Source organism: Sphingomonas sp. (assembly GCF_025353885.1).
In the GTDB taxonomy this organism is placed as follows: Bacteria; Pseudomonadota; Alphaproteobacteria; order Sphingomonadales; family Sphingomonadaceae; genus Sphingomonas_O.
The window spans coordinates 1-26,142 of record NZ_JANXNX010000033.1; the positions used below are offsets into that span (position 1 = coordinate 1).

The 26,142-nt window shown below is 61.4% G+C and carries 23 protein-coding genes and 1 pseudogene; 3 read left to right on the forward strand and 21 right to left on the reverse strand.

Translation table 11 applies throughout. From position 1 onward, the window contains the following. Positions 1-393, forward strand: a 393-nt coding sequence (locus tag Q0R02_RS03720) for a DUF3800 domain-containing protein (RefSeq protein WP_293880971.1), incomplete at its 5' end; no start/stop codon positions are given. 133 nt (positions 394-526) lie between these two features. Here Q0R02_RS03720 and Q0R02_RS03725 read toward each other — a convergent pair. The 7 genes from Q0R02_RS03725 to Q0R02_RS03755 form a co-directional block, all read right to left on the reverse strand. Then, a complete protein-coding gene (locus Q0R02_RS03725) occupies positions 527-1,483 on the reverse strand; it encodes an IS1595 family transposase (RefSeq protein WP_293880972.1) in 957 nt (318 codons plus the stop codon). Positions 1,484-1,581: 98 nt separating this feature from the next. Further along, entirely contained in the window at positions 1,582-2,544 is a 963-nt protein-coding gene (locus Q0R02_RS03730) for a glycoside hydrolase family 43 protein (RefSeq protein WP_293881050.1), read from the reverse strand. A 41-nt stretch (positions 2,545-2,585) separates the two neighbouring features. Next, positions 2,586-3,233: a 2-dehydro-3-deoxy-6-phosphogalactonate aldolase gene (locus Q0R02_RS03735; RefSeq protein WP_293880974.1), complete on the reverse strand. Its 648-nt coding sequence runs from the start codon at positions 3,231-3,233 to the stop codon at positions 2,586-2,588. Next, positions 3,230-4,123, reverse strand: a complete 894-nt coding sequence (locus Q0R02_RS03740) for a 2-dehydro-3-deoxygalactonokinase (protein ID WP_293880976.1) — start codon at positions 4,121-4,123, stop codon at positions 3,230-3,232. Before Q0R02_RS03740 ends, Q0R02_RS03735 begins: the two co-directional genes overlap by 4 nt. After that, positions 4,107-5,033, reverse strand: a complete 927-nt coding sequence (locus Q0R02_RS03745; protein WP_293880978.1) for a Gfo/Idh/MocA family oxidoreductase — start codon at positions 5,031-5,033, stop codon at positions 4,107-4,109. The genes Q0R02_RS03740 and Q0R02_RS03745 overlap by 17 nt, the downstream gene beginning before the upstream one ends. Beyond that, a complete protein-coding gene (araD1, locus tag Q0R02_RS03750; RefSeq protein WP_293880980.1) occupies positions 5,033-6,025 on the reverse strand; it encodes an AraD1 family protein in 993 nt (330 codons plus the stop codon). The genes Q0R02_RS03745 and araD1 overlap by 1 nt, the downstream gene beginning before the upstream one ends. Before the next feature lie 49 nt (positions 6,026-6,074). Further along, positions 6,075-7,634 carry an aldehyde dehydrogenase (NADP(+)) gene (locus Q0R02_RS03755; protein ID WP_293880982.1) on the reverse strand — a complete coding sequence of 520 codons (1,560 nt, stop codon included), beginning with the start codon at positions 7,632-7,634 and terminating at the stop codon, positions 6,075-6,077. A gap of 108 nt (positions 7,635-7,742) precedes the next feature. On the opposite strand from Q0R02_RS03755, the gene Q0R02_RS03760 reads away from it, so the two are divergent. Next, the gene (locus tag Q0R02_RS03760; RefSeq protein WP_293880984.1) at positions 7,743-8,501 is read left to right on the forward strand and encodes a FadR/GntR family transcriptional regulator; all 759 of its coding nucleotides are present in this window, start codon (positions 7,743-7,745) and stop codon (positions 8,499-8,501) included. On the opposite strand, the gene Q0R02_RS03765 is transcribed toward Q0R02_RS03760, so the two are convergent. The 13 genes and pseudogenes from Q0R02_RS03765 to Q0R02_RS03825 all read right to left on the reverse strand — a co-directional run bounded on the left by Q0R02_RS03765 (position 8,498) and on the right by Q0R02_RS03825 (position 24,337). Continuing rightward, the gene (locus Q0R02_RS03765; RefSeq protein WP_367271427.1) at positions 8,498-9,487 is read right to left on the reverse strand and encodes a glycosyl hydrolase family 43; all 990 of its coding nucleotides are present in this window, start codon (positions 9,485-9,487) and stop codon (positions 8,498-8,500) included. The genes Q0R02_RS03760 and Q0R02_RS03765 overlap by 4 nt on opposite strands. Positions 9,488-9,516: 29 nt before the next feature. Next, positions 9,517-10,680 (reverse strand): cellulase family glycosylhydrolase, encoded by a 1,164-nt coding sequence (locus Q0R02_RS03770; protein ID WP_293880988.1) that lies wholly within the window; start codon positions 10,678-10,680, stop codon positions 9,517-9,519. Between the two features lie 23 nt (positions 10,681-10,703). Continuing rightward, a complete protein-coding gene (locus Q0R02_RS03775) occupies positions 10,704-11,846 on the reverse strand; it encodes an aldose epimerase family protein (protein WP_293880990.1) in 1,143 nt (380 codons plus the stop codon). Positions 11,847-11,886: 40 nt separating this feature from the next. Continuing rightward, complete coding sequence (locus tag Q0R02_RS03780; protein ID WP_293880992.1) at positions 11,887-12,837, reverse strand: family 43 glycosylhydrolase; 951 nt, start codon at positions 12,835-12,837, stop codon at positions 11,887-11,889. Beyond that, positions 12,834-13,412 carry a hypothetical protein gene (locus tag Q0R02_RS03785; RefSeq protein ID WP_293880994.1) on the reverse strand — a complete coding sequence of 193 codons (579 nt, stop codon included), beginning with the start codon at positions 13,410-13,412 and terminating at the stop codon, positions 12,834-12,836. The genes Q0R02_RS03780 and Q0R02_RS03785 overlap by 4 nt, the downstream gene beginning before the upstream one ends. Positions 13,413-13,426: 14 nt before the next feature. After that, complete coding sequence (locus Q0R02_RS03790) at positions 13,427-16,237, reverse strand: TonB-dependent receptor (protein WP_293880996.1); 2,811 nt, start codon at positions 16,235-16,237, stop codon at positions 13,427-13,429. 259 nt (positions 16,238-16,496) lie between these two features. Further along, positions 16,497-17,528 (reverse strand): annotated as a pseudogene (locus tag Q0R02_RS03795) (family 43 glycosylhydrolase); the annotation flags it as partial. 2 nt (positions 17,529-17,530) lie between these two features. Continuing rightward, a complete protein-coding gene (locus tag Q0R02_RS03800; protein WP_293881052.1) occupies positions 17,531-18,520 on the reverse strand; it encodes an arabinan endo-1,5-alpha-L-arabinosidase in 990 nt (329 codons plus the stop codon). 29 nt (positions 18,521-18,549) lie between these two features. Next, positions 18,550-20,127 carry an alpha-L-arabinofuranosidase C-terminal domain-containing protein gene (locus Q0R02_RS03805; RefSeq protein WP_293881054.1) on the reverse strand — a complete coding sequence of 526 codons (1,578 nt, stop codon included), beginning with the start codon at positions 20,125-20,127 and terminating at the stop codon, positions 18,550-18,552. Between the two features lie 56 nt (positions 20,128-20,183). Beyond that, entirely contained in the window at positions 20,184-21,494 is a 1,311-nt protein-coding gene (locus Q0R02_RS03810; RefSeq protein WP_293880998.1) for a sugar MFS transporter, read from the reverse strand. A gap of 171 nt (positions 21,495-21,665) precedes the next feature. Beyond that, a complete protein-coding gene (locus tag Q0R02_RS03815) occupies positions 21,666-22,364 on the reverse strand; it encodes a DUF998 domain-containing protein (protein WP_293881000.1) in 699 nt (232 codons plus the stop codon). 15 nt (positions 22,365-22,379) lie between these two features. Further along, a complete protein-coding gene (gene ilvB, locus Q0R02_RS03820; RefSeq protein WP_293881056.1) occupies positions 22,380-24,101 on the reverse strand; it encodes a biosynthetic-type acetolactate synthase large subunit in 1,722 nt (573 codons plus the stop codon). Continuing rightward, complete coding sequence (locus Q0R02_RS03825; RefSeq protein WP_293881001.1) at positions 24,101-24,337, reverse strand: hypothetical protein; 237 nt, start codon at positions 24,335-24,337, stop codon at positions 24,101-24,103. The genes ilvB and Q0R02_RS03825 overlap by 1 nt, the downstream gene beginning before the upstream one ends. Before the next feature lie 94 nt (positions 24,338-24,431). On the opposite strand from Q0R02_RS03825, the gene Q0R02_RS03830 reads away from it, so the two are divergent. Next, positions 24,432-24,911 carry an Lrp/AsnC family transcriptional regulator gene (locus Q0R02_RS03830; protein WP_293881003.1) on the forward strand — a complete coding sequence of 160 codons (480 nt, stop codon included), beginning with the start codon at positions 24,432-24,434 and terminating at the stop codon, positions 24,909-24,911. An 8-nt stretch (positions 24,912-24,919) separates the two neighbouring features. Here Q0R02_RS03830 and Q0R02_RS03835 read toward each other — a convergent pair whose 3' ends face one another. Beyond that, positions 24,920-26,056: a membrane dipeptidase gene (locus Q0R02_RS03835; protein ID WP_293881004.1), complete on the reverse strand. Its 1,137-nt coding sequence runs from the start codon at positions 26,054-26,056 to the stop codon at positions 24,920-24,922. Positions 26,057-26,142 lie beyond the last annotated feature (86 nt).

A 26,142-nucleotide genomic window follows, 5' to 3' on the forward strand; every position in this document is an offset into this window, starting at 1 on the left:
TGCGAAAAGTCTAAAGCACAACCGCAGGTCACCGCTTCAAAGTCGCGATTCTATAAAATACCTTGGTATTTTCACTGCAAACACCGTTTGCTTGGTCAGATAAGTAAAGCAGACGAAATAACCGTTGTAGCCGCTTCGATCGGGACTAAAAAAGAGAAAATCACTTTCATCGAGTCCTTAGAGGACATTATGTCCCAAAACATGAGAGACAAGAAGTGGGCGGTTGATTTTAGGCCCTGTCAGGCCGATCCATGTTTGCAAGTTGCGGACTATTGCGCATGGGCAATTCAGCGCAAATGGGAACTGAACGACACGCGATCTTATAATTTGATCGCAAGGCGTATAACCAGAGAATATGATCTTTGGGAGCGTGGCGCTAATCACCACTACTAATTGCAACCCGCCATGTTGGCGATCTTAGCTATCATGAAAGAGGCCCAGGGGCCAATTCGCTAAGCAAGGGCTGCATTCATCGAATCTGCTTTTTTGTGCTTTATGTCAAGGCTTTTTGGGCGCGGGTTTCGCACTATGCACTAGGCCCCTGATAAGTAAGGCGCTTGCCGATGATGCCCTTGAGGACTTCCAAATTGCGGCCCTTATCATCGCAACCGTTGGCAATCCGGTTGTTATAACGGAACTCGAACTCGGCGAGGTAGCGGTGCAAATGCTGCTCGCCGCAATGCTGGTAGATGCCCTTCATGCCGCGCTTGAATATGCTGAAATAACCCTCAACCGTGTTGCTGTGAATGCGACGGTCGGTCAGATCGACATACTGGCCGGAGTTATGGTTCGTCGTACCGTGGGCGGCAAAGTAGGTAGCGATTGACCGATAGGCGTTATGCTCGTCAGTCATGATCGTCGCCTCCTTCGCGACGTTGGCAAGAACGATTGGCATCAGCGTTTTGGCCGAGACGTTATCGACAACCATCGTGCGAGCCTTGCCGGTATCACGGTCAACCAGCGCCAGAACCTTCATCTTGTGGTGGAAGGCGCGCTTTACTGGCGCACCCTTCACGCGACCGATGAAAGTCTCGTCAACCTCGACAATGCCGCCGTCCGAACCGAATGGCGAAAGATCACCGGAGCGCATTGCTTCGCGGATGCGGTGGGCAAGGAACCACGCGCTCTTGTACTGAACCTCAAGGACGCGGCTAAGCTGGTGCGAACTGATGCCCTTCTTGCTGCTGATGATAAGGTGAACGGCCTGTAGCATCTTGTGCAGGGGCATACGGGCGTGTTCGAACACGGTGCCAACCTTCACGGTGAACTGCTTGCGGCATTCGCCACACTTCTTCAGGCCGAACCGGATAGCGCCTTCGGGGCTTTTCAGGCTTGGTTTGCCCCGAACGCCAGCCAGATCGTAAATCCGGCCACCGATAACTCCACAATGCGGGCAAGCCACGCCGTCAGCCCATATGACGCTTTCGAGAAACTCGAATGCTTTGGCTTCGTCGTGAAAATGGGCCTGCGATAGAACGGACATGACGGCTTAACTCCTTGCCGTCACTTATGCATCAGACCCTTGGGTTTGTAAAGTACATAATCGCCAAATATTTAGGGCTGGAAATGGCCTCCCGAAGCCTAGCGTGCGATATGCACCTTCGCATCTGTCGGAGGCGCGAACATCGGGGTTCCGGACAGTGACCATTCGACCCGCTGGATGCGGGGTGCCCGCGCCGCGGTACATCCCATGCCCGGTCGCGGGTTGGCGTGATAGACGATCCAAGTCGCGCCGTCGGGGGCAGCGAAAAAACCGTTGTGGCCGGGTGCATAGACGCTGGCTTCGGGTGCCTTGGCAATGACCGGACGTGGTGCCTTGCTCCAGGCCGCAGGGTCTAGCGGGTTGCTGCCGGCGCCAGCGCTGAGCAGGCCGATGGCATAATCGTCTGACCAGCAGGCGCTGGCGGAATAGCTGAGAAACAGGTCGCTTTTTGGCCCCGCGAGGAACTCCGGCCCTTCCAATATCTGGCGGCCACCACGGCGTTCCCACTCCAGGTCGGGCCGGGCGATGATCGTTTCCTTGCCGACAAGGGTCCACGGATTGGCCATTGCGACGATCGCCAGGTCGCTGGCAGGCCCGACATAGGGCGAATAGACGAAATAACGCTTTCCGGCATACGCGAAGGTCGTGCCGTCGATACCGCGATGTTCAGTGTTCAGTTGCCCGCGATCGGTCCACGCGCCCCGCGTTGGATCCGTATTCAGATTTTCAAGAACAAAGATGCCGCGATGCTCATCGTCATCGTGCCCGACTTCGGCCGCCGTGTAATAGATGTACCAGGCATTTCCGATCCGGTGCAGTTCGGGCGCCCAGATCGACTGCGCATTGGGCCCGGTCGCGGGCGGGGTCCAGACCGTTATCTCCGCAGCCTCCGCCAAGCGCGAAAGGTCCTTAGTCTTACGAATCGTAAGTCGATTGCCGACTGTGTTCATGTAGAAATAGGTGTCGCCCTGCCGCACGATCCAGGGGTCGGGGCCTGAGGGCAGCAGGGGGTTGGAAATCGTGGACGTCGCCCGTCCAGTATGGGCCACGACAGTCGGCATCGCACCAAGCGCGAGCGCACCGAGCAAGGCCAGCCTCGCCATCAGCCCTGCGCCATCCCGAGTGCTGCGAGCGCTAGGGCAAAGGCGTGCGCGTTCCGGCCGACCAACTCGGCGGTATCGCCGCGCTTATACAGGGCGGAGCCCAAGCCGAATCCTGACGCACCCGCAGCAACCCAGGGCTGCATCGTTTCGGGGGTTATGCCCCCGACCACGAGTTTGGGGACGGCGGGCGGCAGAACTGCCGCCAGTGCCTTGACGACGCCAGGGCTCATCGCCTCGGCCGGGAAGAACTTCAGCGCATGGGCGCCGGAGTGCAGCGCGGCAAATGCCTCGGTCGCGGTCCAGCAGCCCGGCAACGAGGCAAGTCCTGCGGCAACCGAAGCGGCGATCACGTCGCCGTTGGTGTTGGGCGAAACGATCATGCGTCCGCCCGCTGCAGCGACTGCGGTCACCTGATCGACCGACAGGACGGTGCCGGCCCCGGCCACTGCCACGCCCTCCAGATGTCGGGCTAGGCGCTCTATCGACACCAATGGATCGGGCGAATTTAGTGGCACCTCAATCAGCGTAAAGCCTGCGTCGACCAGCGCGTCGCCGACTGCCAGCACCTCGTCGGGTGTGATGCCGCGCAGGATGGCGACGAGCGGAAAATGGTCGAATGCGTTCTTGAAGTCGACGGGCATGGTCATGACAAGCTATCCCAGATGCTGGTGATGCCGCCGACAAAGGCGGCCTGACTGTCGATCAGGTAAGGGCGCGCGCCGACCGCATCAATCGCGGCGGCGTACAGGGCACCGAGTTGCGGGTCGGCGAGCACGAACACAGCACGATCTTCCCCGTCGAGCCGCGATCGCACGTCGGTGCCGATCAGCAAGCCGCTGACATAGGATGCGCTCCCGGTGGCGTTACGCAGGCCAGTGACGAAGTCGGCGCGCACCCCGAACAGGCGGGTGAGCAGCGCGTCGCCGGCGGCGTCGCGAACCCCGCGCAGGAAATCCGCGCCGGGTTCGACGGGGCCGGTCATCTGCGCGGCGAGCAGGCTGTGTTTTTGCAGCAGCGAAAAGAACTCGCCGGTCATTGCTGTGGCAAAATGCGTAATCGCTCCACCGGTCATGGTCGCCCATTTGCAATGTGTGCCGGGCTGGCAAAGCAGCGCGTCGGCAGGGGCCAGCCCGGTTGCGACCGCCCCCAGCAGCTGAACCTCCTCACCGCGCATGACGTCGCTGCGTCCGTCCGCGCGGACCGCGACTCCCGGCACGATGGCCGTGCGGTTGGTTTCTGCCCAGACGAGTTTGCCGGCCAGTGCTGCTAAGTCGGCCGGGCAACCGACATAGGGCGCCTCGACCCACCCGCGATTAGACCCGACCATGCCAGCGCATAGCATCGGCAGATCGCCCATCCGTGCCCGGATGTCGGCGACTTCGGCTCCGAAGCTACCGGGTTCCACCGCCAATATGCCACGATCATCGCGCTGCGTCTCCTCGACCTGGCCATCGACGATGCGATACACCCGACGATTGGTCGTCCCCCAATCGACCGCCAAAAAAGTTCTGCCCTCCGCGTCAGTCATGGAACGCATCGGTGATTTCCCGGCGTCCGCGCAGAAAGGCGTCCGCTACCAGCCGCAAAGGATCGGTGTCGACATCGCTGCGTCCGGCACGGACCAACGAGGCGAAGCGTGCGTACAGGCCCGGATATTCGCTGTCCTCGCCATAATCGGTGCCGGTCGGCAACGACAGGAAGGCACCGCCATTGGACAGCTTCAGCGTCCCGACATCGGTCTCGACGATGATATCCCAGCTTTGCAGGCCGGTCTGGCGCCAGTCGAGGTCCATCAGGATCGGCGCGCCCGCCGTATCGCGAAACTCGATGTCGGCGGCGATCGGCGCGGCGCGGTTGGCGGGAATGGTCAGCGTCGCGGCCTTCAGGAAAAACGGTCGCGGCAGAATATGCGTCGCGATCGAGAGCGCGTTGATGCCGGGATCGAACACGCCCAGCCCGCCCGGTTCCCAGATCCACGCCTGCCCGGGATGCCAGACCCGAACGTCCTCTCGCCAAACGATTGCGACCCGGTCAATCCGCCGCTCGGCCAGCCAGGCGCGCGCCGGTGCGACCCCGGCGGCGAAACGCGAATGCCAGGCGGCAAACAGGGTTACCCCGACCTTGCGCGCCTGGTCGTTGAGCGCAGCCACCTCAGCCAGCGTTGCACCGGGCGGTTTTTCAAGGAAAACGTGGACGCCGCGCGCGAGCGCCTGCGCCGCCAGATCGTAACGAACCTGCGGCGGCGTGCAGAGCGCGACGGCGTCGACCGCCGGCCCTTCGGCCAACAGGGCATCGAGGCTGCGATGGTGGACGACACCCTCCACCCCCGGGTCGTGCGGGCTGACCGTGGCTGCAAGTCCGAAGGCATTGTTACCCGCGATCGCCGGCAGATGCTGGTCGCGCGCAATCTTGCCCATGCCGACGACGGCGATGTGGATCGGCTCCATCAGAGCGCTCGGACGATGACGGGCGACTGCGCCGCGCGCGCTAGGGGATTGCGGACGGCCAGCGTAAAGGGTGCCGCCTCGATCTCGAACACGTCGCCGACCGCGGTTTGCACCGCGTCGCTGAACGACAGGGTCGCGGTGCCGAAAAAGTGAATGTGGATGTCGCCAGGGCGGCGGAACAGCCCGTATTTGAAGTGATGCGCCTCGAGGTTGGCGATGGTATGCGACATATTGTCTTCGCCCGACAGGAACGGTTTCTCCCACAAGGTTTCCCCGTTGCGCACGATCCGGCTGGTGCCTTCGAAATGGCTCGGCGGCGGACCAACCAGCAGTTCGGGGCCAAGTGCGGCCTGGCGCAATTTGGAATGCGCCAGCCAAAGGTAATTGTGCCGCTCGGTCACGTGATCGCTGAATTCGTTGGCGAGGCACAGGCCAAGCCTGAACGGGGTGCCATCGGGGCCGATCAAGTAGATACCCGCCAGTTCGGGCTCTTCGCCGCCGTCCTTGGCAAAATCAGGCATCGTCAGCGGTGCGCCTGGCGCGACCAGCTGCGATCCGTCGCCCTTGTAAAACCATTCGGGCTGCTGTCCGATCTCGCCAGCGCCGGGCTTGCCACCATCGACACCTTCCAGAAACATCCGCATCGAATCTGTCTTGGTCGTGGTGGCTGCAGCTTGGCGGTGCATTTGGTCGCGGCCCTCGGCCGACCCGAGATGGGTCAGGCCGGTACCGGAGAGCAGGACATGCGCATCATCGTCATGGTCGATCGGCGCGAGCAACCGCCCCGCGGCATATTCCGCCGCGAGATCGACCCCAGTCCGCTTGCCGCACGTTTCGACCGCTTGCGCCAGCGTGAGGCCATCAGCGATGGCGCGCCCGGCAAGTTCACGTACACTTGTCACGCCGTTCACAAAGGTCACACCTTCGGCAGTTGCCGCGATGACCGATCGCACCCCGTCGGCTCCACGATGTTGCAGCAAACGAAATGCCATGAAACCTCTCCCTTGAATTCGAAGGCCGTTATGGCCTGTGTTCGTGCAATCAGCCGAGCCTCGGCGTGCTATCCAGCAGGCGGGGAACGCCCGTCGCGTCGTCGCGCAGTTCAGGCGGCAATATCGACTGCGCCAGATTCTGGTAGGACACCGGGCGCAAAAACCGGTCGATCGCCAGGCTGCCAACTGAAGTCGTGCGCGCATCTGACGTTGCCGGAAATGGCCCCCCATGGACCATGGCATGGGCGACTTCGACTCCGGTCGGCCAGCCATTGGCAAGGATGCGACCAACGCGGCGTTCGAGCGCGGGCAGCAACGCCGCCGCGACGGGTTCATCCTGCGGCTCCATGTGGAGGGTCGCAGTCAACTGGCCCTCCAGTCCCTCGATCACATCGCGAAGCTCGGCCTCGTCGCGGCATTTCACCAATATACCAGCTGCGCCGAAGACTTCATTGCCAAGCGCCTTGTCCGCCAGGAATGCCTCCGCGGTGGTAGCGAAAAAGGCCGCCTGTCCGCGAGGGCCATCGCCCTGCTTGCCACGTGCGATCGTCGTTACGCTGTCGCTGTTGGCCAGGGCGTCGACGCCCTTGGTATAAGCGGCATGGATTCCGGTCGTCAGCATGGTTGCCGCCTCTGCCGCAACGAGCGCCCCGCCCGCCGCGGCGACAAATGTGTCGAATCCCTCGCCATCAATTGCGAGCACAAGGCCGGGATTGGTACAAAACTGCCCCGCCCCCATCGTCAGCGAACCGACAAATGCTGTTCCCAGCGCCGCGCCCCGCGCCTTCAGCGCCGCCGGCAGCAGCAGGACCGGGTTGATGCTCGACATCTCCGCATAGACCGGGATCGGCACGGGGCGAGCTTGCGCCAGCGCCACAAGGGCAAGACCACCATCGCGCGAACCGGTAAAGCCGACCGCGGCAATACGCGGATCCCTGACCAACGCGCTTCCAAGGTTTTTGCCCGGGCCAACCAGATGCGCAAAAACACCCGCTGGCAGTCCGCAAGCGGCGACGGCGCGGTGGATCGCATCGGCCACCATGGCCCCTGTATCGGGATGCGCTGGATGGCCCTTCACGACCACCGGGCACCCGGCGGCCAGCGCCGAAGCGGTGTCGCCACCAGCGGTCGAGAAAGCGAGCGGGAAGTTGGACGCGCCGAATACGGCCACCGGTCCGAGCGGGATCATGCGCATCCGCAAGTCGGGACGGGGCAAAGGCTGGCGATCGGGCATTGCAGGATCGATACGCAGGCCGAGCCAGGCGCCGCCGCGCACCACGCCTGCGAATAGTTTCAACTGGCCCACCGTACGACCGCGCTCACCCTCCAACCGGGCGCGCGGCAAGCCACTTTCGCGCATCGCGGCGACGATCAGGTCGTCGCCGATCGCCAGAATTTCTTTGGCGATCCGCTCCAGGAATTGGGCACGCGCCTCGCGATCGGTGGCGCGATAGACATCGAATGCGGCGTCTGCCGCGATGCAGGCCGCCTCCATATCGGCAAAACCATGAACCGCAAGCGCCTCTCCATCCGGTTCACCGGTCTCGGCAGTAATGGAACGAAAGCTTGAGGTGTCGGCGCGGACGATCGTGGCAACATCGGCTGTCATTGAATTCTCCTGATTACTCCGACATATTGCACCAAGGTCCAGAACGCAATGATTTGTCGTTCCGAGTTGGCGGCAGTGCTGTTAGGAAGACCCCCGGAGAACAAAAAGATGAGCGACGGCATTGCCCTTGAGGGCGCAACCGAAAGTCCGCGCAAGGCGCGCGGCACCGGCCGTCGCCTGAACGGCGCTGTGGCACATAAACTCGGCCTCGCCATCCTGTCGGGCGAATATGCGCCCGGTGACACGCTATCGGGCGAGGTCGCCTTTGCCGAGGAACTTGAAGTATCGCGTAGCGCTTATCGTGAGGCGGTGCAGGTGCTGATGGCCAAGGGGCTGGTCGAGAGCCGCACCAAGACCGGCACGCGCGTCCTGCCGCGCAGCCGCTGGAATCTGCTCGACCCCGATGTGCTGGCCTGGGCCTTTGCCGGCAAGCCCGACGTCGATTTCGTGCGCAACCTGTTCGAGCTTCGCGCGATCGTCGAGCCCGCGGCCGCGCGGCTGGCGGCCGAACGCCGTGACAAGGCGGATCTTAAGATCATGAAGGACGCGCTGGTGGGTATGCGTCGCCATACGCTGGCCACCGAAGTGGGCCGCGCGGCTGACCGGGATTTTCACACCGCAATCTTGCAGGCAACGCGCAACGACGCCTTGCTGACACTCAGCGCCAGTATCGGCGCTGCGGTCAACTGGACCACGCAGTTCAAGCAGCGCGGGCGGAATTTGCCCCGCAATCCGCTGCCCGACCATATGCGCGTGTACGATGCGATCGTTGCAGGTGATCAGGAAGGGGCAAGCGATGCGATGCGCGTGCTGGTCGATCTGGCTCTGGAGGATACGCGCACCGCAATGGAGCGGCTGACCGGCTAACGCGCAGGAAAGGCGGCGACGATCGCGTCGTATTGACGACGCGCAATGCTGATCATCGATCCGTGGCGCGTCCCCGTTGGCATTTCGTAGCGGTTCCATTCGGGCACGCCACTGTTACCAGAGACCTGATACCATGGTCCTTCCAGTGTCGGCGCCATCGACAGGCCGTAGCTGGTCCCGGCATATTGCTCATAATAAAGCAGCCAGTCAGTCCCGCCTGGCGCGCGCACGATCGTCGGTGCCTCCCGGAAGTTGGGACTGAGCGGCGGCCCGGGCAAGGGATAGGGGCCTAACAGCGATTTTGCACAACTGGTCCGGATCGTCTTTCCGGTTGGCCAGTCATATGATGGATAGCGTTCGTCCTTGACGACAGCGCAATAGCCGGCCCGGCCGTTTGGCTGTATGATCGTGTCGATCGTGGCCATGTTCCAGTCGAAAAGTCGGCGCGGTGGGGCGGCGAAGGTTTTCAGGTCGGGCGACCGGACATAAAGCGTGCGCTGGCTACCCCAATACCGTTCCGGATCCTGAGCCGAGCCGTCCAGGTTCGGTGTGTGCCACGTCAGCAGGAATTGGTGCGACTGCGCATCGTAGAACAGCTTCGGTGCCCCGATCCGCTGCAGCGTATGCGGGTGGTCTGGTATGTTTTTCAGGTCAGGGCGATAGGTGCCAAAGCTCGTCCAGCGGATCAAGTCGTCCGACACCCAGAAGCGGATCAGCGGATCGTCGTCGCCCTTATTGCCGACCAAGTAGTACCGCCCGTCCCCGCCCTGCGCAATCGAGGCATGGCCGTGATAGTCCGCCGATACCGGGTTCCCGCGGTTCAACCGCGTCCAGTGAAACCCATCGATGCTAACCGAATAATAGAGTTCACCGTAATGCTCCTTGGTCATGTGCGCCAACAAATACGCCCTCGTCGGATCGACCCGGAGCGTCACTGGCCCGCCCGGGGCCTGCGCGGCCGCCGGGGTTGCCAGCACCGCCAGCATGAGCGCCAGGACGATCCGTCGCAACACGATCAGCGCCGCTTACGCGCAGGCGAGGCGATTGGCTGGGCCGGCGGGACCACGCCCTTAGGGGCGGCGGCGAGACGGCGGATCAGGTCGACTTCCGCCTGGCGATACGGCGTGCCATCGGCGCGGAACACTTCGTGGAACCAGATCGTCGGTTCCGACAGGACATAGGGTTTCTGCCAGCTGTCCCATGGCAGGCGCGTCTGCGTTCGCCCATCGACAAAGCCCCAGTTCATCGCCGCGACATTATAGCGCTTTGCGATCGGTAGCGATCCATCGAAGGTCGATCCGTTACCGCGCGCCATATACTCGGTGCACAGGATCGGACGGTTGTAGGGCAGCAATTGCTTGATCCGGCCCTCGAATGTCTCGGGCCAGCTATAGTCGTGGAAGGTGATGACGTCCGACTGAGTGAGCTGGAGCTTTTCCATGGCTGAATTCTTGCCTCCCGGCGTCCAGTCATTGCCCAACCACACGCCCGATGTCAGTGGCTGGCTGGGGTTCGCATCGCGGGCCCAGGTGAACACTTGGGCCAGCAAGGCGCGCACCAGCGGCTCCTTGCCTTCCTGCCCCTTGTACTGGTCGGCGCCATTGTCAGGTTCGTTCCAGACATCCCAGCCGAGAATGCGCTCATCCTTGGCAAAGGCACCGATCACCCCTTGCACATACGCCTTGTAGGCCGGGTAATGGGCACGATCGCGCAGCCCGGGCATGCCAGGGCCCTGCACCCAGCCCGAATTGTGAACGCCCGGGATCGGCGGATGCTGCGGCCCGAGCTTGGGTTCGGGGTCCCAGCAGCTGTCGAACAGGACGAACAGTGGCTTGATGCCATGGCGGTGGGCGATGGTCAGGAATTCGCTCACCCGCCGCTTGAACCCTTCGGGATCCTGTTGCCATAACTGGTCGTGCAGAAAAACGCGCATGGTGTTCATGCCGATGCCCTGCGCCAGGTTCAACTCGTAGTCGATGCGCTTGGGATCCCAGGTCGCCTCCTGCCACATCTCGAGCTGGTTGATGGCGGTTGCCGGTGTGTAGTTTGATCCGACCAACCAAGGCTGCGTGGCGTACCAGCCATTGGCCTGCGCTTCGCTCCACCGGTCGCGCGCCTGGGCGGGAGTGGCGACGATCGCCGTCGAGGTCAGCAGCAACGCCGTGAGGAATAGCTTCATCGTTTTTCTCCTGGTGCCCAAAATTAGCGTTGCGTGTTTAGTTTGTAGACCATCAGGTTGAGATAGGTCTGGCCGGGGTTCAGCCGCACCGAGGGGAAGGCCGACTGGTTGGGCGCGTCGGGGAACAACTGCGGTTCCATGACGATGGCGTCACCCATGCGATAGATCTGGCCCTTTTTGCCGGTGATCGTTCCGTTCATGAAATTGCCCGAATAAAATTGCAGGCCCGGCTGGTTCGACCATAGTTCAAAGCTGCGTCCCGACACCGGTTCGACAACGCGCGCCATCAGGTGAATCGTCGGCGTCACCGCTTTGCCGATCACCCAATTGTGATCATAGCCGCGGCCATAGGCGATCTGGGGATCGCGTGCGTCGCGCACCCGGTCGCCGATCGCGCGCGGTTTGCGGAAGTCAAACACGGTGCCCGCGACGGGCACATGTTGCCCGGTCGGGATGGCGGTCGCATCTGTCGGAGTATAGCGCTCCGCCGGGATCGTCACGACATGACCCATCGCGCCACGCGGAGCACCGACACCGGCAAGGTTCCAATAGGCGTGGTTGGAGATGTTGACGACGGTCGGCCTGTCGGTCGTCGCGCGATATTCAATCGTCAGCTGATTTTTCTCGTCGAGCGAATAGGTCGCATAGGTCGTCAGCGTGCCCGGATAGCCCATGTCCCCGTCGGGGCTGACATAGCGCAAGGTGACCGAGGCGGCAGGACCGCTTTTCACGTCGGTCACTTCCCACAACACCTTGTCGAAGCCCTTGGTCCCGCCGTGCAGCGAGTTGGCGCCGTCGTTGGTCGGCGTATGATAAACCTTGCCGTCGAGGGTGAAGCGCCCCTTGGCAATACGATTGGCGACGCGGCCGACCGTTGCGCCAAAGAATTCGGGCTTGGCAAGATAGCCGTCGAGCGTGTCGTAGCCGATCTGCACGTCCTCCACCTTACCGGCCTTGTCGGGCATCAGCAGTGCTTGCAGCGATGCACCCAGTGCGATCACCGTTGCCGAGATGCCGCGACCGTTGGTGAGCGTTACCGCGGACACGTCGCGACCGTCCGGCAGCTTGCCGAAGCTCGCTTTCCTGGCGTTTGCGGCAAGCGTTGGGCTGGCAGTGCCGATCGCGATGGCGGCGAGCGCGGTGGCGGCGAAAAAAATGCGGTTCATGAAGGAATACCTTTCCTGGAAACTGTCAACAGACGCCTGCTCAATCGGTCATCTGCACCGGCAGGATCGCGCCATCGCGTGCATAGCGCAACACATCGACCGCGATCTGCCGCTCGCCCCGGAACGGCATGCCCCCGACCGGCTTTTCCCAACGATGATAGACGATCAGCCATTGCCCCGTTTTCGGGTCGCGCACAAAACTGTGATGGCCTGGCCCCTTATGCCGCTGGTCGCTGCTCAGGATTACGCCACGATAGGTCCACGGCCCGATAGGCGACGCGGCGGTAGCGTAGTGCACCGAATAGTCGGGTCCGTTCCAGTGCCCATGGCTGTATGACAGGTAATAGATGCCGTTGCGTTCGTGCATGAACGCGCCTTCGGTAAACTGGGGCGGCGTTTCGACCGGCACCTCTCGCGCGATGCCGATCATGTTAGGGGTCAGTTCGAAGACGCGCAGCTTCGCGCCCGCGCTGCCCCCGGCGTAGAGATAAGCGGTTCCCGATCGGGGGTCGACGAATGCCATCGGATCGATCGCCTCGAAACCCCGACCGTCCCTGACCAGTTCGCCGGTCAGCAGCGGCTTGCCGCTATCGATGAAGGGTCCTTCGGGGCGCGACGCTATCGCGACGCCGATGCGGCTTGGCGTCGGGTTCTGCGGGCCGACCGAATAATAAAGATACCATTTGCCGCCACGCGTTGCGACGGCGGGCGCCCACAGGAAATGCTCTTTTGCGTGATCGTCGCCGATCCAGGCGATGCTGTCGCGCCGGATCAATTCGCCGCGACTTTTCCAGTGCTTTCGGTCGGTCGAGGAAAAGGCCCCGAAGCGATCGGCGACCCAGCTACCGCCGGGCCCGCCGGTCGGAAAGACCCACAATTCCTTGCCGATATACATTGCGTGCGGGTCGGCACCCTGAAATTGCGGGTTGCGGGCCAGCGCCGGATGCACCGTCGCCAGCAGGAGAGCGACGGCGAACAAAAAGCGCTTCACTGGCCATAATCCAGAATGAATACGGGTCCGATATCGATCGTCTGCTTGGCACAGCCGAGATGGAAGGCGGCGTTCAGCCCACCGGCTGGATAGGCCTGGTCGGCCTTGCCGATCAACTTGTACATTTTCCATTCGGGCGTGATGTCGAACGGCTGTTCAAAGATGGTGCGCACGACCGGTGTCGCTTCCAATTGGCTGCGGCAGATCTTGCCGGGAGCATCGCCCTCGGTCCGTTGCGCGCGGGCCCAGAACGCGATGACGATCCGGTCGCCCTTTCTGACTGGCTTCAACGTGGGCGTGACCACCCCGATGCGTCCGAACTCAGGTATCGCGCCGCTGATCGGGATGCGCAGCGCCTTGCCGAACTGGACGGTCTTGTCGGTGCGGACCTCGGGCGGAATGCGCTGACCATAAGGGCGCAGCGATTCGGCACGCGGATCGTTGGAAAGCCGGTCGGCGAAGATAGCCTCCGCCGACCGGGGTGCCGATGCTGTCGCCGGGGCGGGCGTCTGGCCCGTCGCGGCAACCAGCGGCACGGCTAGTGCCGCCGCGCCAAGCAGAACGAAACGCATCATCGTTGGCCCTCTAATCAGAAGCGAAAGCGCACACCGAGCGAATAGGCCCGCTCGAGGTCGATGGTCTGCCGCGTGTAGGTGCCCGTGTCATACTGACGCGTGCGCTGCAGTGGAGTGCCGAGCAGGTTGATGATGTCGAACGCGATCGTGACGTTGGGTGTTGGGGTAACCGAGGTCGAGAAATCGACCTGCCCACGGCCCCGTTCGATGACGGCATGGGCGATCGGATCAAGGGGTTCGAGACTGTAGTAAGACACGAACTTCGATCGATAGTTATAGGCGACACGCGCCGAAAACATCGGCTTTTCGTAGAGCGCGACCAGGTTGTACGACCATCTCGATACGCCCGGAAAGTCTCCCTGCTTGCTGTTGCGCGAAGCGGCGAAGTTAGGCTGAAGATCACCCTTCGCGTCGATAAACGTGCCGTTTGCCTGAAGGCCGAAACCCTTTGCCCAGTCGGGCAGGCTATCGATATCGAGGAAGCTGGTAAACGTTACCTCCGCCCCTTGCAGCCGGGTCTTGCCCAGGTTCACCGGCCGCGCGATGCGTAGACCAGCGGCGGAGCGATCGTCCACCGTCACGAGGAAGCCCTGCGCGTCGTGCCGGAAGACCGCCGCAGTAAACGACCCGGTCCGTGAAAAGTAATACTCAGCGCTTACGTCATAATTGTTGGACGTGAGCGGCTTCAGGTTGGGATTGCCTGCCGAGCCGCCCCGACGCAACTGCTCGACACACTGCGGTGTGGTTGGGTCGACGCGGCAAGGACTGTCGGGTGCGAGGATCACAGGCTGCCCGAGCGACGTATTCGGACGAAGATCGTTGAAATTCGGCCGCGTGCGTGTCTGAGTGTAGGCGAGGCGCAATTGCAGCTTGTCACTGAGGGCGATCCGCGAACTGACGTTCGGCAAATAATCTGTATAGTTGCTGTTTGCCGAAATCGCAGGGAATGATAATATTTCGCTGCCGTCAGGATTCAAACCTAGAACAATGCGTGAGAAACCATTGATTTTTGTTTTGGTTTTGATCGCCCGCAGGCCGACGACACCATCGACCACGATGTTGCCCAGGTCGAAGCCGTATTTCACCTGCGCGTACGCAGCATAGGACTTCTCGTTGGCGCGGAAATTGTCGCTAGGGTTAAAGGCAGGGAGACCGGCCGGCTCCCCAAAGAAGCTGCGCAGGGCGACGAGATTGTCGCGGATGCTGTTGCGCGTGATCGCGGCATAGGTCTTGTTGGGCTGGGCATCATTATAGGTGAAGCCAGGCAGTGTCGCCCTGACGTCCGCGCCAGGCAGCGAGGTCAGCGGAATGCGCAGTCCCTCATTGTTGCGGTAGATGTTACCGAAGTCCCGCGCGGCCTTGCGATCGCCATAGCGCACACCAACCTCGATCCGCTTCAGGAAACCCATGTCAAGTTCATAGGAAAGGTCGGTTCGCGCCTGCCAATCCTGACCACTGACCACAGTCAGCTCCTGATACAGGCCGCGGCTGATGTAATTGGCTGGGTCGGTGATGTTGAAGTTGACGTAGCTCTGCGACGCACCGCCATACTTCGCCACATCGAACTGGACATTACGCACCGGCGAACTGGCCATCGCATAATCCACGTTGACGAGGTTGGCGGTGAACTTGCTGTCGGTATAGGCCAGATCGGCAGAGATTTTCAGCCGATCCTTGGTCCAGATCGCGCCACCACCAGCCTGGTAGGTGTCGGTCTTGCCGTTGAATGAGCCGCTAAAGCCGTCCGGCCGCACTGCATTGGTGACGGTCGCGGTCGAGATCTGGTCGGTGCCCGGAATGACCGTCACGTTCGACAGCTTGATGTCGCCGAAGATCGGGATGAACATATAGCGGTTATAATCTTTTGACCGGAAACCCTGGTACAGGCCGTCGGCATAGATTTCGAGTTCGGGCGTGGGCTTCCACTGGAAAGCGGCGTTGGCCGACGGACGGTAACGCTCGCCGTAACCCAGGAAATTGCCCTGCGCGTCGGGGAAGCGCAGCCCGGGCTGGACGCCGGGTGCGTTGTTCGCATCGGTCTTGCCGATCACGAGCGACTGTTCGCGCGTCGAATCCAGAAAGTTGATGCCGACATAGGAAACGTTCAGCAACAGGCCCATCTCGCCGATGCCCGTGTTCCAGCGATCGCTGATCAGCAGGTTGGCATTGGGCACGATTTTTTCGGACTGCTGCGACAGCACGGCATTTGCCGAACCGGACAGTTCGAAGCCGGCGAAATCGAACGGCTTGCGGCCGCGCACGTTGATCGATCCGGCAATGCCGCCCTCGATCTGCGGCGCGAGACCCGACTTATACACTTCCAGCGCCGCCACGGTGCCGGCGGGAAAGTCCTGAATCTGGACGTAGCGACCCTCAGCGGTGAAAATCTGACGCCCGTTATAGGTCGTCGTGAGGTCGGGCAGGCCGCGGACCGTAACGCCGGCCGATTCGCCGCCGCCACGCGTGACCGACACGCCGGCCACGCGCTGCAGCGCCGAGGACGCGAAGGTGTCGGGCAGTTTGCCGATATCCTCGGCGACGATGGCATCGACGATCCCGTCGGACAGGCGCTTGATGTTCTGCGCGGATTCGAGGCTGCGACGCAGGCCGGAGACCACGATGTCGCCACCCTCGGCGGGCTCATCCTGAACCGCAGGCGCGGGCGACGCCGAATTGATGCTCAGGTCCGATGGGGCCGCTGGCTTCGGCGCTTCCCGTGCGTCTGGCACCCGCTTTGCTGGCTTGGCTTGCGCCACCAGCGGCGACAGCGCCGAGACCAGCGCAAATGCTGCCACGGACGCGCTTAATATGGACTTGGTTGTCATCAGCCTCTCCCCTTCACGACGCCATCGATATTCCGGGCGTTTTTTTCCTGCTAGAATTTTAGCAACGTGCAGGCAAGATCATTTGTCGGAGAAATGAATTTTGTTGCAAATGGGGTACAGTTCAGGTTGGAGCCGCATCGGCGCGCCTGATTATTCGGCCTAAAGTTTATCAAAATGGTATGCACTGATCGGGCCATGAGGCCCACCCAGCCAGTGATTGCCCGGTGGTTGTAGGACTAATGGCCTGATCGACGACCTACAGCCGACCGTTGCCCAATGGCACACCGAAGTCAGGGCTGCCGTCCGGCGCAAAGCGGAACGGCTGCACCCGGGTATGCCGGTTGGGATCGAACAGCGGATCGCCGGTGATCTTCTCATAATCGCGACCGTGGTAAACTAGCATGTCACCGCCCCGCTCATCCACCGTGAAGCTGTTATGCCCCGGTCCCCAGACTTTGTGTTCGGGCGAGGATTTGAAAACCGGCACGGGCGATTTTGACCAGCTTGCCGGCTCCATCAGGTCCGCATCGTCCTTCGCACGCAGCATCCCCATACAATAGCGCGAATCGGTCGCGCTGGCCGAGTAGGTTATGAACACCTGCCCGTTGCGCGCCAGAAAGGCTGGCGCTTCGGCGACCTTAAAGCCGCGCACTTCCCACGCGAGCGTTGGTACGGTCAGCCGCGCGGGCTTGGCCGCCAGGGTCAGCGGCGTCGCCAGCGGTGCCAGATACAGATTCGAATTACTGTCGATCCCGTCCTCACGCTGCGCCCAGGCGAGATAGCGGGTGCCGCGATGCACGAAGCTGGTCGAATCGAGCGTGAAGCTGTCCCATCCCGTCTGCAATTGGCCGAGCACGGTCCAGGTGCCGGTCATCGGGTCGTGCCCGTTGCACGTCACCGCATAGGTGCGGATGCGAAATACATCCTCGCCGCCGCCACTGGGACCGGCGGCGAAATACATGATCCATTGCCCGTCGATCAGATGCAGTTCGGGTGCCCAGATAAAGCCCGACATCGGCCCGCTGGACAGATGACGCCACAACACCCGCTCGTTGGCCGTCGCCAACCCGGCGAGCGTGCGCGAACGGCGCAGCACCAGCCGGTCGTATTCAGGCACCGATCCGGTCATGTAATACCAGCCGTCGGTATGGCGGAACACCTGTGCATCGGCACGCTGACGCACCAGCGGATTGGTGATAACGGATTTGTTCGCTGGCCTGCGGGCGAGGGCCGGGGTCGCTGCCAATACTGCCGCCCCAGCCACGAAACCACGTCGGGTAAAATTGTGCATGATCAATTCTCCGCCTGCGGCCAGCCGTCCGCAGCCCATTTCACCTGCGCGATCCGCAGCGTCGGTGCGCCCTGATTGTCGCGATCATAGGCATGGTAAACGGCGTAGTCGTTGCCGTCCCTGTCATGCAGGAAGCCGACATGGCCGGGCCCGCGAAAGCGGTCCTTTTCGGGCAGGTCGGCACGCAGGAAAATGGTCCCCCCGCCCGTCATCATGGCGCTGCCATCCTTGCCGAGATAGGGCCCGGTGATCGCCCTGGACCGACCGACCACGGTGTAATAGGTGCTGTTCACACCCTTGCAGCAATAGTCGTACGAGGCGAACAGCCAGTAATAGCCGCCATGATCGAAAATGAACGGTGCCTCGACCGGCGCGGGCGCTCCCTTTGGTGCGGGGGGGCGTGCGATCGATGTGGGCGTGGCGGTCGGGTCCGTCGGCTTGCCGGTCTTGGCATCCAGCGCGAACAGCTTCAGTCCGCTCCAGAAGCTGCCCAATGACAACCAGTGCCGCCCCTGCCGATCGACGATGAAATTGGGATCGATCGCGTTGAAGTCGCTCTGCGCGGTGGACATCAGCACTATCCCCTCGTCGCGCCAGCCGTAGCCGGGTGCAGCAGGGTTAAGTGTCGGGCTGGTGAACAGCCCGATCGCCGACCGGTTGGAGCCGAAGGTCGAGACCGCATAGTAAAGCTGCCACCGGCCGTTCGCGAACGAAATGTCGGGCGCCCACATGCCCTTGGCGCCGGGCACCGCCTTGGTGGCCCATTCGGGTAGCCGATTGTCCACCAATGGCTTGCCGAGCGTCCAGTGAACCAGATCCCGCGAGCTTCGCGCCGACATGCCGGTCCCGAAAACGTAATAAGTATCGCCTTCGCGTGCAATTACCGGATCGTGCGTCGGCACCAGATCTCCGCTCAGCCGGCTGTTCAGCGTTGGCGTTTGCTGCGCCGTGGCCGGCGTCAAGGCGCTGCTGGCACAAACCAGCAGCGCCATCGCGAACAGATAAGCCTTGGGTCTCGTCATCACTCCAGCACGAGCATGACCACCGATTTCGGCGGCAGCTTTGCGGACAGGACGCCCGCATTCAGCGTCGCGCCGGTAAAGGCGATCGGAACGACCGTCGCGGGCGCGTCGAAGCTGTTGAGCGCGTTCATCTGTGGGGCGGTCAGTATCCGCCCCGACACGCTCCGCGCGGTCAGGCCGGGCAGCGTCGCGGATACCGTGTGCGCCAGGTTCGGATCGAGATTGGCGAGTGCGATGCGCACTTTACCGTCCTTGCCGCGCACCGCCGACGCGCTGATCGCGGGCATCGTCCACTTGTCCTTGCTGTAAGGGGGCGACTTGATGTCAATGGGCAGCACCGTGCCGTCCATAAAACCCTTGTACAGGGCAAAGACGTGATAAGTCGGCGTCAGCACCATCTTCTTGCCGTCGGTCAGGATCATGGCCTGCAACACATTCACCATCTGCGCGATCGCGGTCATCTTCACGCGGTCGGCATGTTTGGCAAAGATATTGAGGTTGACCGCCGCAACCAGCGCATCGCGCAACGTGTTCTGCTGGCGCAGGAAGCCCGGATTGGTCCCCTTGTCCCCGGCATACCAGGTGCCCCATTCGTCGACCGCCAGCCATACCCGTTTGTTCGGATCGCTCTTGTCCATGATCGCGCTGTGCCGCGTAATGAGGTCGTCCATGCGCAGCGCCTCGGACATTGTCTCTGCCCAGCCCGCTTCGTCGAACAGCGTGGCCGAAGCGCGCGGCGGCCAGCCGCCCGGGACGGTGTAATAGTGCAGCGACAGGGCATCAACCTGGCCCGTCACTTCGCGCATCATGACCTCCGTCCAGCGGAAATCGTCGACATTGGCCCCACTGGCGACCTTCAGGATGCGCGTGTCCTTGGGTGCCTTGATGAAGGTGGCATAGCGCCGCGTCACGTCGGCAGCATATTCGGGGCGCATATTGCCGCCACAGCCCCACAGTTCATTGCCGACGCCGAAAACGGGCACGGCCCAGGGCGTCTTGCGGCCGTTCCGGGCGCGTTCGTCGGCAAGGGTGCCAGCGGGCGCGGTCATATATTCTACCCATTCGGCCATTTCCTGCGGCGTGCCGTTGCCGACGTTCCCCGCGATATAGGCCTCGGCCCCGATCTGTTCGGCAAGGTCCATGAATTCGTGCGTGCCGACCGTATTGGGTTCGGTCACCCCGCCCCAATGCGTGTTGATCTTCACCGGCCGCTTTGCCCGGGGGCCGATTCCTTCGCGCCAGTGGTATTCGTCCGCAAAGCATCCGCCGGGCCAGCGAATGACCGGCACGGCGATGCCCCTCAACGCCGCAACCACATCATTGCGAAAGCCGCGCGTGTTGGGAATGTCGGAATTCGGGCCAACCCACAGACCGCCATAAATACCAGTGCCGAGATGCTCGGCGAACTGAGTAAAGATGCGCCGGTCATAAACCGGACCGGGCCGGTCGCCGTGCACCGCCATCGTCACAGGCGTCTCGACAGGGACCCGCTCCGCAGTCGGTTGCGCCTGCGCCCCCGAAACCGCGCTGGAGGCCAGCAGAATGACGGCGGCAAGGCCGCGCAGCGTGCGGATCATCATGTTCTCCTATGGTCTGGCGAACTCAGCACGGACCGTATGGGGTCGTGCGCCGCTCAGGTAATGATCTGGTCCGGCAACATCTCGGTCGGGCGCGAACCCCAGAGCGCATAGAACAGAACGTAGAGCTCGCACGCGGTGGTCAGCAGGAACGACGCCTGCAGACCATAACTGTCGGCCAGCCAACCCTGAACAACCACGAGCGCGCCGCCTGCGATTGCCATAATCAACAGCCCCGACCCCTCCTCCGTCAACGGACCCAGACCGCGGATGCCGAGCGTGAAGATCGTGGGAAACATGATCGAATGGAACAGTCCGACCGATATCAGCGCCCACATTGCGACATGGCCCGTGGTAAAGGCCGCAACAAGCATAACCACGGTAGCGCCGATGCTGGCGAAAGCGAGGACATGGCCGGCATCGACCTTCTGCATTACGAACGCCCCAACAAGACGGCCAACCATCATCCCGCCCCAAAGCAGGAACAGGTAATGCGACGCCTGCTCGTGCGTCAGGTTACCGATTTCTGGCTGCGAAACAAAGTTGATGAAAAGATTGCCGACGCCGATTTCAGCGATCAGGTAGATGAAGATTGCCGGAATACCGAACACCAGGTTGCGGTGCTTCCACAGCGAATGGCCCTTGCGCTCTGCCTTGGCGGCGCGTTGCGTCGCGACCCCCATGGCGGGAAGCGGGAAGCGAGCAATGACGACGGCCAGGATCAGCAGCACGACCGCCACGATGAGATAGGGCAGCACGACCGACTGTGCATCGGCAAGTTTTTCGGCCGGCGTCAGTGCGGCGGCACCCGCAACGGCCGTGCCCGATGTGGTGCGGCCGAGGATGAGGTAGCCGCCAAACAATGGTGCCAGCGTCGCACCCGCCGAGTTAAACGCCTGCACGAGGTTCAGCCGCGACGATGCCGTTTCGGGCTTGCCGACCACCGCGACATAGGGATTGGCCGCGACCTGCAGCAAGGTAATGCCGCTGGCGATGACGAACAGCGCGAACAGGGTGACGCCGTAAGAGGGTATACGCGCCGCGGGCACCATGACGAGCGCACCCGCCGCCATCATGCCGAGCCCGACGACCATCGATTTCTGATAGCCGATCCGCTCGATCAGCTTTGCTGACGGGATCGACGCGAAGAAATAGGCGATGAACCACACGCTCTCGATCAAGGTCGTCTGGGTGTAGGACAGGTCGAAAACGCTACGCAGATGAGGAAGCAGTGTGCCGTTGATGACGGTGATAAACCCCCACATAAAGAACAATGTGCCGAGGAGAGTCAGCGCGGGGGCATAGCTGAACCCCTTCTGGTCCGTGGCCGCACCCATATTACCCGTCGTCGATGGCGGCATGGCCATAAATACGCTTCTCCCCTGATCCTGCGCGATCAACCTGTCGGTCGCCGTCGCTTACGCCAATTCTATTTGTAGGACTATATGCGAGGCGAGCGCGCGTCAATGGCGCCTGCATCGAAGTGCGGCATGCAAGCGCTCGGCCCTGACATCGGCTTTTCGAAGACGCCTCGCTTTTTAATCCGCCCCGAAGGCGTGGCCCTTGCTCGCAGATGATCTGAGCCAGAAGCCGTTCAATATCAGCCATGTTATCAGAACGGCAACGAACAGTCGGTTGGTTATGCCGTACGGTGCGCCTTTGTGCAGTGTCAGATACTGGGCCACGAAGGCGACAATCAAAAGCCCGGAAAATGCCAGCGCGACGGCGCGGTGACGGCGCCAATCCGGGTTGCGCGCATAGCTTAAAGCCAAACAAATCGTTGAGAGAAGGATGCTGACGATATTTACCAGGAAGCTTATGGTGTGAATATTACCCGTACGCGTGGATGGGAGAGTTTCGAGGTCAGTCGGATAAAGTGCGGACACAATAAGACCCGCGAACGCCACGACCAACAGCGCCGCACCGGCCCGGCCCAACCACGATTTCAGCCCGTCCCGGAACAGCCCGATCGCGAGCGTCAGACAGCCCAGCGCTAGCGAGACAAAGGCGGTCGTCATGATCCAGCCGAACTGTCCGACCGCATAGTCACTGATCATATGATCGACGATCGTATAATCCGGTCGGATCGCATGCAGCAGCAACAGGGCGGCTATGAAATAGAGGAAGAATCCCACCGCTGCTGTCGACAAGACTCTGGACTGATCGCGCTGCAAATCATGTTTCGACGCTGCCACTTGCCGCCCTCCCGTTTGATCCCCGCCGATAATATAGACCACGACGACCGTCCGCAATCAGGAACCTCGACACCACGCCAGATCCGTCTTCGCCGGTGCCGCCAGTTCGATTTCGTTATGCGCAGCGCCTGTTGGCATCATCGGCAGGCAGTTTTCATCGGCGGCGACGCGGCAGTCGACGAGCACCGGGCCGCGCGTGCAGATCATCTGACTGATGGTTGCATCGAGCTTGGCGGGATCACTAACCCGCAGGCCGGTCCAGCCATAGGCCGCCGCAAGCGCCACGAAATCGGGAAGCGCGCTGGCATAGCTATGCGCGCGACGGCCCTCGTGATGACGGTCCTGCCACTGACGAACCATGCCCATACGTTCGTTGTTCACAATAAACACTTTGACTGGAAGGCCGAATTGTATCGCTGTCGCCAATTCCTGGATGTTCATCTGGATCGAAGCTTCTCCCGCAATATCGATCACCAACGCTTCGGGATGCGCGACTTGGGCTCCGATCGCGGCGGGAAGGCCATAACCCATCGTCCCCAAACCGCCGCTCGTCAGCCAGCGCGCTGGCCTGTCAAAGCCGATATATTGGGCCGCCCACATCTGGTGTTGCCCGACCTCGGTCGTAATAATAGGCGACAGATGAGCGGTCAGCGCGTGCACGCGAGCGATGGCATGCTGTGGCAAAATGACCCTGTCATCTGGGGTGTAGCCAAGGCATTCGCGGTCGCGCCAACCAAATATCGTCTGCCACCAGGCATCGAGCGGGTCCCCCGTTCCAAGAACCGCCAGCAGCGCCGCCAGCATGTCGCCACAGTCGCCAACCAAGCCGACGTCGACCGGGACTATCTTGCCAATCTGACTTGCATCGATGTCGATGTGGATTTTGCGGGCATCGGGCGCGAATCCGTCAAGCCGACCGGTGACACGGTCGTCGAACCGCGCCCCGATACAGACCATCACGTCGCACCCGTGCATCGCCAGATTTGCCTCATAGGTGCCGTGCATGCCGGGCATCCCAAGCCACTGCGATCCCGTGGCCGGATATGCGCCAAGCCCCATCAGCGTGCTGGTGACGGGTGCGCCGGTCCGTTCGGCCAGTGCCCTCAGCAGCGCAGTGGCGCGCGTCCCCGAATTTATCACGCCGCCACCGGTGTAGATAACAGGCCGTCGCGCACCAAGAATGAGTGCTGCAGCAGCAACGAAATCCCCCGGGCGTGCCGGTGCCGACGATGTTGTGGTGACCGCAAACGATCGGGACCGAAAGGCAGCCGGACTGCCACAAAAACCCTGAACGTCTTTAGGAATTTCGACCAGAACCGGCCCCGGTCGTCCCGCGATGGCGATCGCGAATGCCCGACGCAGCACGCCGTCGAGCATCGCGGGATCGCGCAGGGAGACGTTGTATTTTGTCGCCGCGCGCGACATCGCAACAATGTTGGCCTCCTGAAAGCCATCGCTTCCGATGAGAGCGCGATTAACCTGTCCGGCAATGCACAACACCGGCACTGAATCCATGAGGGCGTCGGCCAGTCCGGTGAGCGTGTTTGTTGCGCCCGGTCCCGACGTCACAAGAACAACCCCCAGTTTGCCGCTCGATCGTGCATAGCCTTGAGCGGCGTGCACCGCGGCCTGTTCGTGGCGCACCAGAATGTGCCGAATCCGATCCTGGCGGATAAGGGCGTCGTAAAGCGGAAGGACCGCGCCACCAGGATAGCCGAAAATGACCTCGACCCCCAGTTCTGCGAGCGTTTCAAGCAGATAGTCGGCTCCCGATATCATCATGGCGCGACGAACCGAACGCCGGGTATCTGAGTGACACGACGCTTGAGAACCGCAAACCGGGCTTCAGAGACAGACAGGTTCGAGACCACCAGTTTGGCCTCGCCTGATGCGCGGAGCGACACGTCGGGCAGAGCGACATCGAGCGTGATCAGTAGATCGAGTATGCGGATCACGACATTCAGATCGCTATCGATGCTCAGCGTTAACGTGTGCGTGGTTTCCATTCCAGACAATTAGCGCCTTCAGAACGGATTATCTTTGCGCGTTTTGCTCCAGAAGCCCTACTAATGCCAAAATCTTCCATGGTTTAGCAGTTTGGAGAAAAATATGACCTGCGATCTGGACGAGTTCGAGTTGAAGATAATCTCACTACTCCAGATCGACGCCACGCTTTCAACCGCGGAGATCGCCGAACGGGTTGGTTTGTCCCCGTCACCGTGCTGGCGGCGTATTCAGCGATTGCGAGATGCCGGAATTATCCGAGCTCAGGTCGTGCTCATCGACCGGCGCAAGGTTGGACTTCATGCGCAGGTGTTCGCGCAGGTAAAATTGACTGCCCACGGCCGCCAACACCTCGACGAATTCGCAGCGCGCGTGCAGGCCATTCCCGAAGTCATGGAATGCTATGTCCTGATGGGCGCAGTAGATTTCATGCTTCGTATCGTTACGGCTGACATCGATGCTTATGAGCGCCTGTTTTTCTCGACGCTAAGCCAGATCCCGGGTGTCCAGGAAATAAATTCAACAGTGGCACTATCGGACATTAAGGCAACGACAGCGTTACCCATTCCCTTCCAGTCAGCATAACTGCCGCATCAACTACCCCAGGTGCTGGTGAGGAGGCGGCGGAAGTTGCCGCCAAGGATCGCGCCGATATTGGCGTTGGAATATCCTCGGCGGATTAGTTCTTCGGTCAGGTTGAAAATTTTGAGGGGCTGGTCGAATCCATCGGTGTCGATCCGATCGCGGAATGCGTAACTTGCCTTATACGACTCTCGCAGGCGTTTGTTGAACGCCGGAGACGTGTCGTCATAGCCGTTCAGGTCGGCGTCCGAACCAATGCCAACATGATCGATACCAACCAGTTTCACGACGTGGTCGATATGGTCGACAATGGTGCCGACATTGGTCGGCTCTGTCTTGCTAACGAAGTTGCGAACGCCTGTGATGCCCATAACGCCGCCCTTTGCTGCCAACGACTTGATCGCCTCGTCTGTCTTGCAACGCGGATGATCGACCAGAGCACGGCAATTCGAGTGAGTAACGGCAATCGGTTTGGGTGAGAGGGCAATTGCGTCGAGTGTCGTACGGTCGCCGCTGTGCGATACGTCGATCAGCATGCCAGTGTTGTTCATGGCCTTGACAATGGCCTCGCCGAAATCGCTGACGCCGCCATCAACCCGATCGGTTGATCCCGATCCGATCAGGTTCTGACTGTTGTAAGTCAATTGGGCGCACCGCAAACCTATTTCATAAAAAGTTTTTACGTCGTCAGGCCCGCGAAACTGTTCCGCATTCTGCAACCCCATAATCACGCCGCAGCGCTTATCCGCCTTGGCTTGCACAAGATCGGCGACGCTGCCGATTGCGCAGAAGACATGCGGATTGCGCGCAACAAAATTGCCCCAGGTGGCTAAATAAGTCAGCGCATCTTGGTAAGCGTTGGGGCCGCCCAAACCCGAGGAATGGTGAAAACCGGTGATGCCGCTCGACAAGAATTCCCGAGCGTCGCGTGCACTGATGGGCGCGGTCGAAAAAGACAGATCGGCCTCGATCTTTAACGGGGCAAGCATGTCAATAACGAGCGACTGACGGACCACATCGACTGCACGCTTTGAGTAAGCCCGTGGAACCGCGGCGTTCAGTCGGTAATGGCCCGACACGATCATCGGAAACCCGACAGCCGCAACGGCAGCGCGGGTCAGCACATTGCGTCGAGTTACCGAAATCATTACATGACCTCCCTTTTTCCAATTAGGATGCTATGGACCGGATACGAAAACGTCAACGTGGCTTTTCGTTATTGATTTGAGGACGT

Excerpts from the sequence above, each read along its gene's own strand:
- Q0R02_RS03810 (WP_293880998.1), bottom strand. The coding sequence starts at position 21,494 with ATGGCCATGCCGCCATCGACGACGGGTAATATGGGTGCGGCCACGGAC.
- Q0R02_RS03770 (WP_293880988.1), bottom strand. The coding sequence starts at position 10,680 with ATGAAGCTATTCCTCACGGCGTTGCTGCTGACCTCGACGGCGATCGTC.
- Q0R02_RS03735 (WP_293880974.1), bottom strand. The coding sequence starts at position 3,233 with ATGACCATGCCCGTCGACTTCAAGAACGCATTCGACCATTTTCCGCTC.
- Q0R02_RS03745 (WP_293880978.1), bottom strand. The coding sequence starts at position 5,033 with ATGGAGCCGATCCACATCGCCGTCGTCGGCATGGGCAAGATTGCGCGC.
- Q0R02_RS03835 (WP_293881004.1), bottom strand. The coding sequence starts at position 26,056 with ATGATTTCGGTAACTCGACGCAATGTGCTGACCCGCGCTGCCGTTGCG.
- araD1 (WP_293880980.1), bottom strand. The coding sequence starts at position 6,025 with ATGGCATTTCGTTTGCTGCAACATCGTGGAGCCGACGGGGTGCGATCG.
- Q0R02_RS03765 (WP_367271427.1), bottom strand. The coding sequence starts at position 9,487 with ATGCTGGCGGTGCTGGCAACCCCGGCGGCCGCGCAGGCCCCGGGCGGG.
- Q0R02_RS03725 (WP_293880972.1), bottom strand. The coding sequence starts at position 1,483 with ATGTCCGTTCTATCGCAGGCCCATTTTCACGACGAAGCCAAAGCATTC.
- Q0R02_RS03830 (WP_293881003.1), top strand. The coding sequence starts at position 24,432 with ATGACCTGCGATCTGGACGAGTTCGAGTTGAAGATAATCTCACTACTC.
- Q0R02_RS03755 (WP_293880982.1), bottom strand. The coding sequence starts at position 7,634 with ATGACAGCCGATGTTGCCACGATCGTCCGCGCCGACACCTCAAGCTTT.
- Q0R02_RS03790 (WP_293880996.1), bottom strand. The coding sequence starts at position 16,237 with ATGACAACCAAGTCCATATTAAGCGCGTCCGTGGCAGCATTTGCGCTG.
- Q0R02_RS03730 (WP_293881050.1), bottom strand. The coding sequence starts at position 2,544 with ATGCCGACTGTCGTGGCCCATACTGGACGGGCGACGTCCACGATTTCC.
- ilvB (WP_293881056.1), bottom strand. The coding sequence starts at position 24,101 with ATGATATCGGGAGCCGACTATCTGCTTGAAACGCTCGCAGAACTGGGG.
- Q0R02_RS03785 (WP_293880994.1), bottom strand. The coding sequence starts at position 13,412 with ATGATGCGTTTCGTTCTGCTTGGCGCGGCGGCACTAGCCGTGCCGCTG.
- Q0R02_RS03775 (WP_293880990.1), bottom strand. The coding sequence starts at position 11,846 with ATGAACCGCATTTTTTTCGCCGCCACCGCGCTCGCCGCCATCGCGATC.
- Q0R02_RS03805 (WP_293881054.1), bottom strand. The coding sequence starts at position 20,127 with ATGATCCGCACGCTGCGCGGCCTTGCCGCCGTCATTCTGCTGGCCTCC.
- Q0R02_RS03760 (WP_293880984.1), top strand. The coding sequence starts at position 7,743 with ATGAGCGACGGCATTGCCCTTGAGGGCGCAACCGAAAGTCCGCGCAAG.
- Q0R02_RS03740 (WP_293880976.1), bottom strand. The coding sequence starts at position 4,123 with ATGCGTTCCATGACTGACGCGGAGGGCAGAACTTTTTTGGCGGTCGAT.
- Q0R02_RS03800 (WP_293881052.1), bottom strand. The coding sequence starts at position 18,520 with ATGGCGCTGCTGGTTTGTGCCAGCAGCGCCTTGACGCCGGCCACGGCG.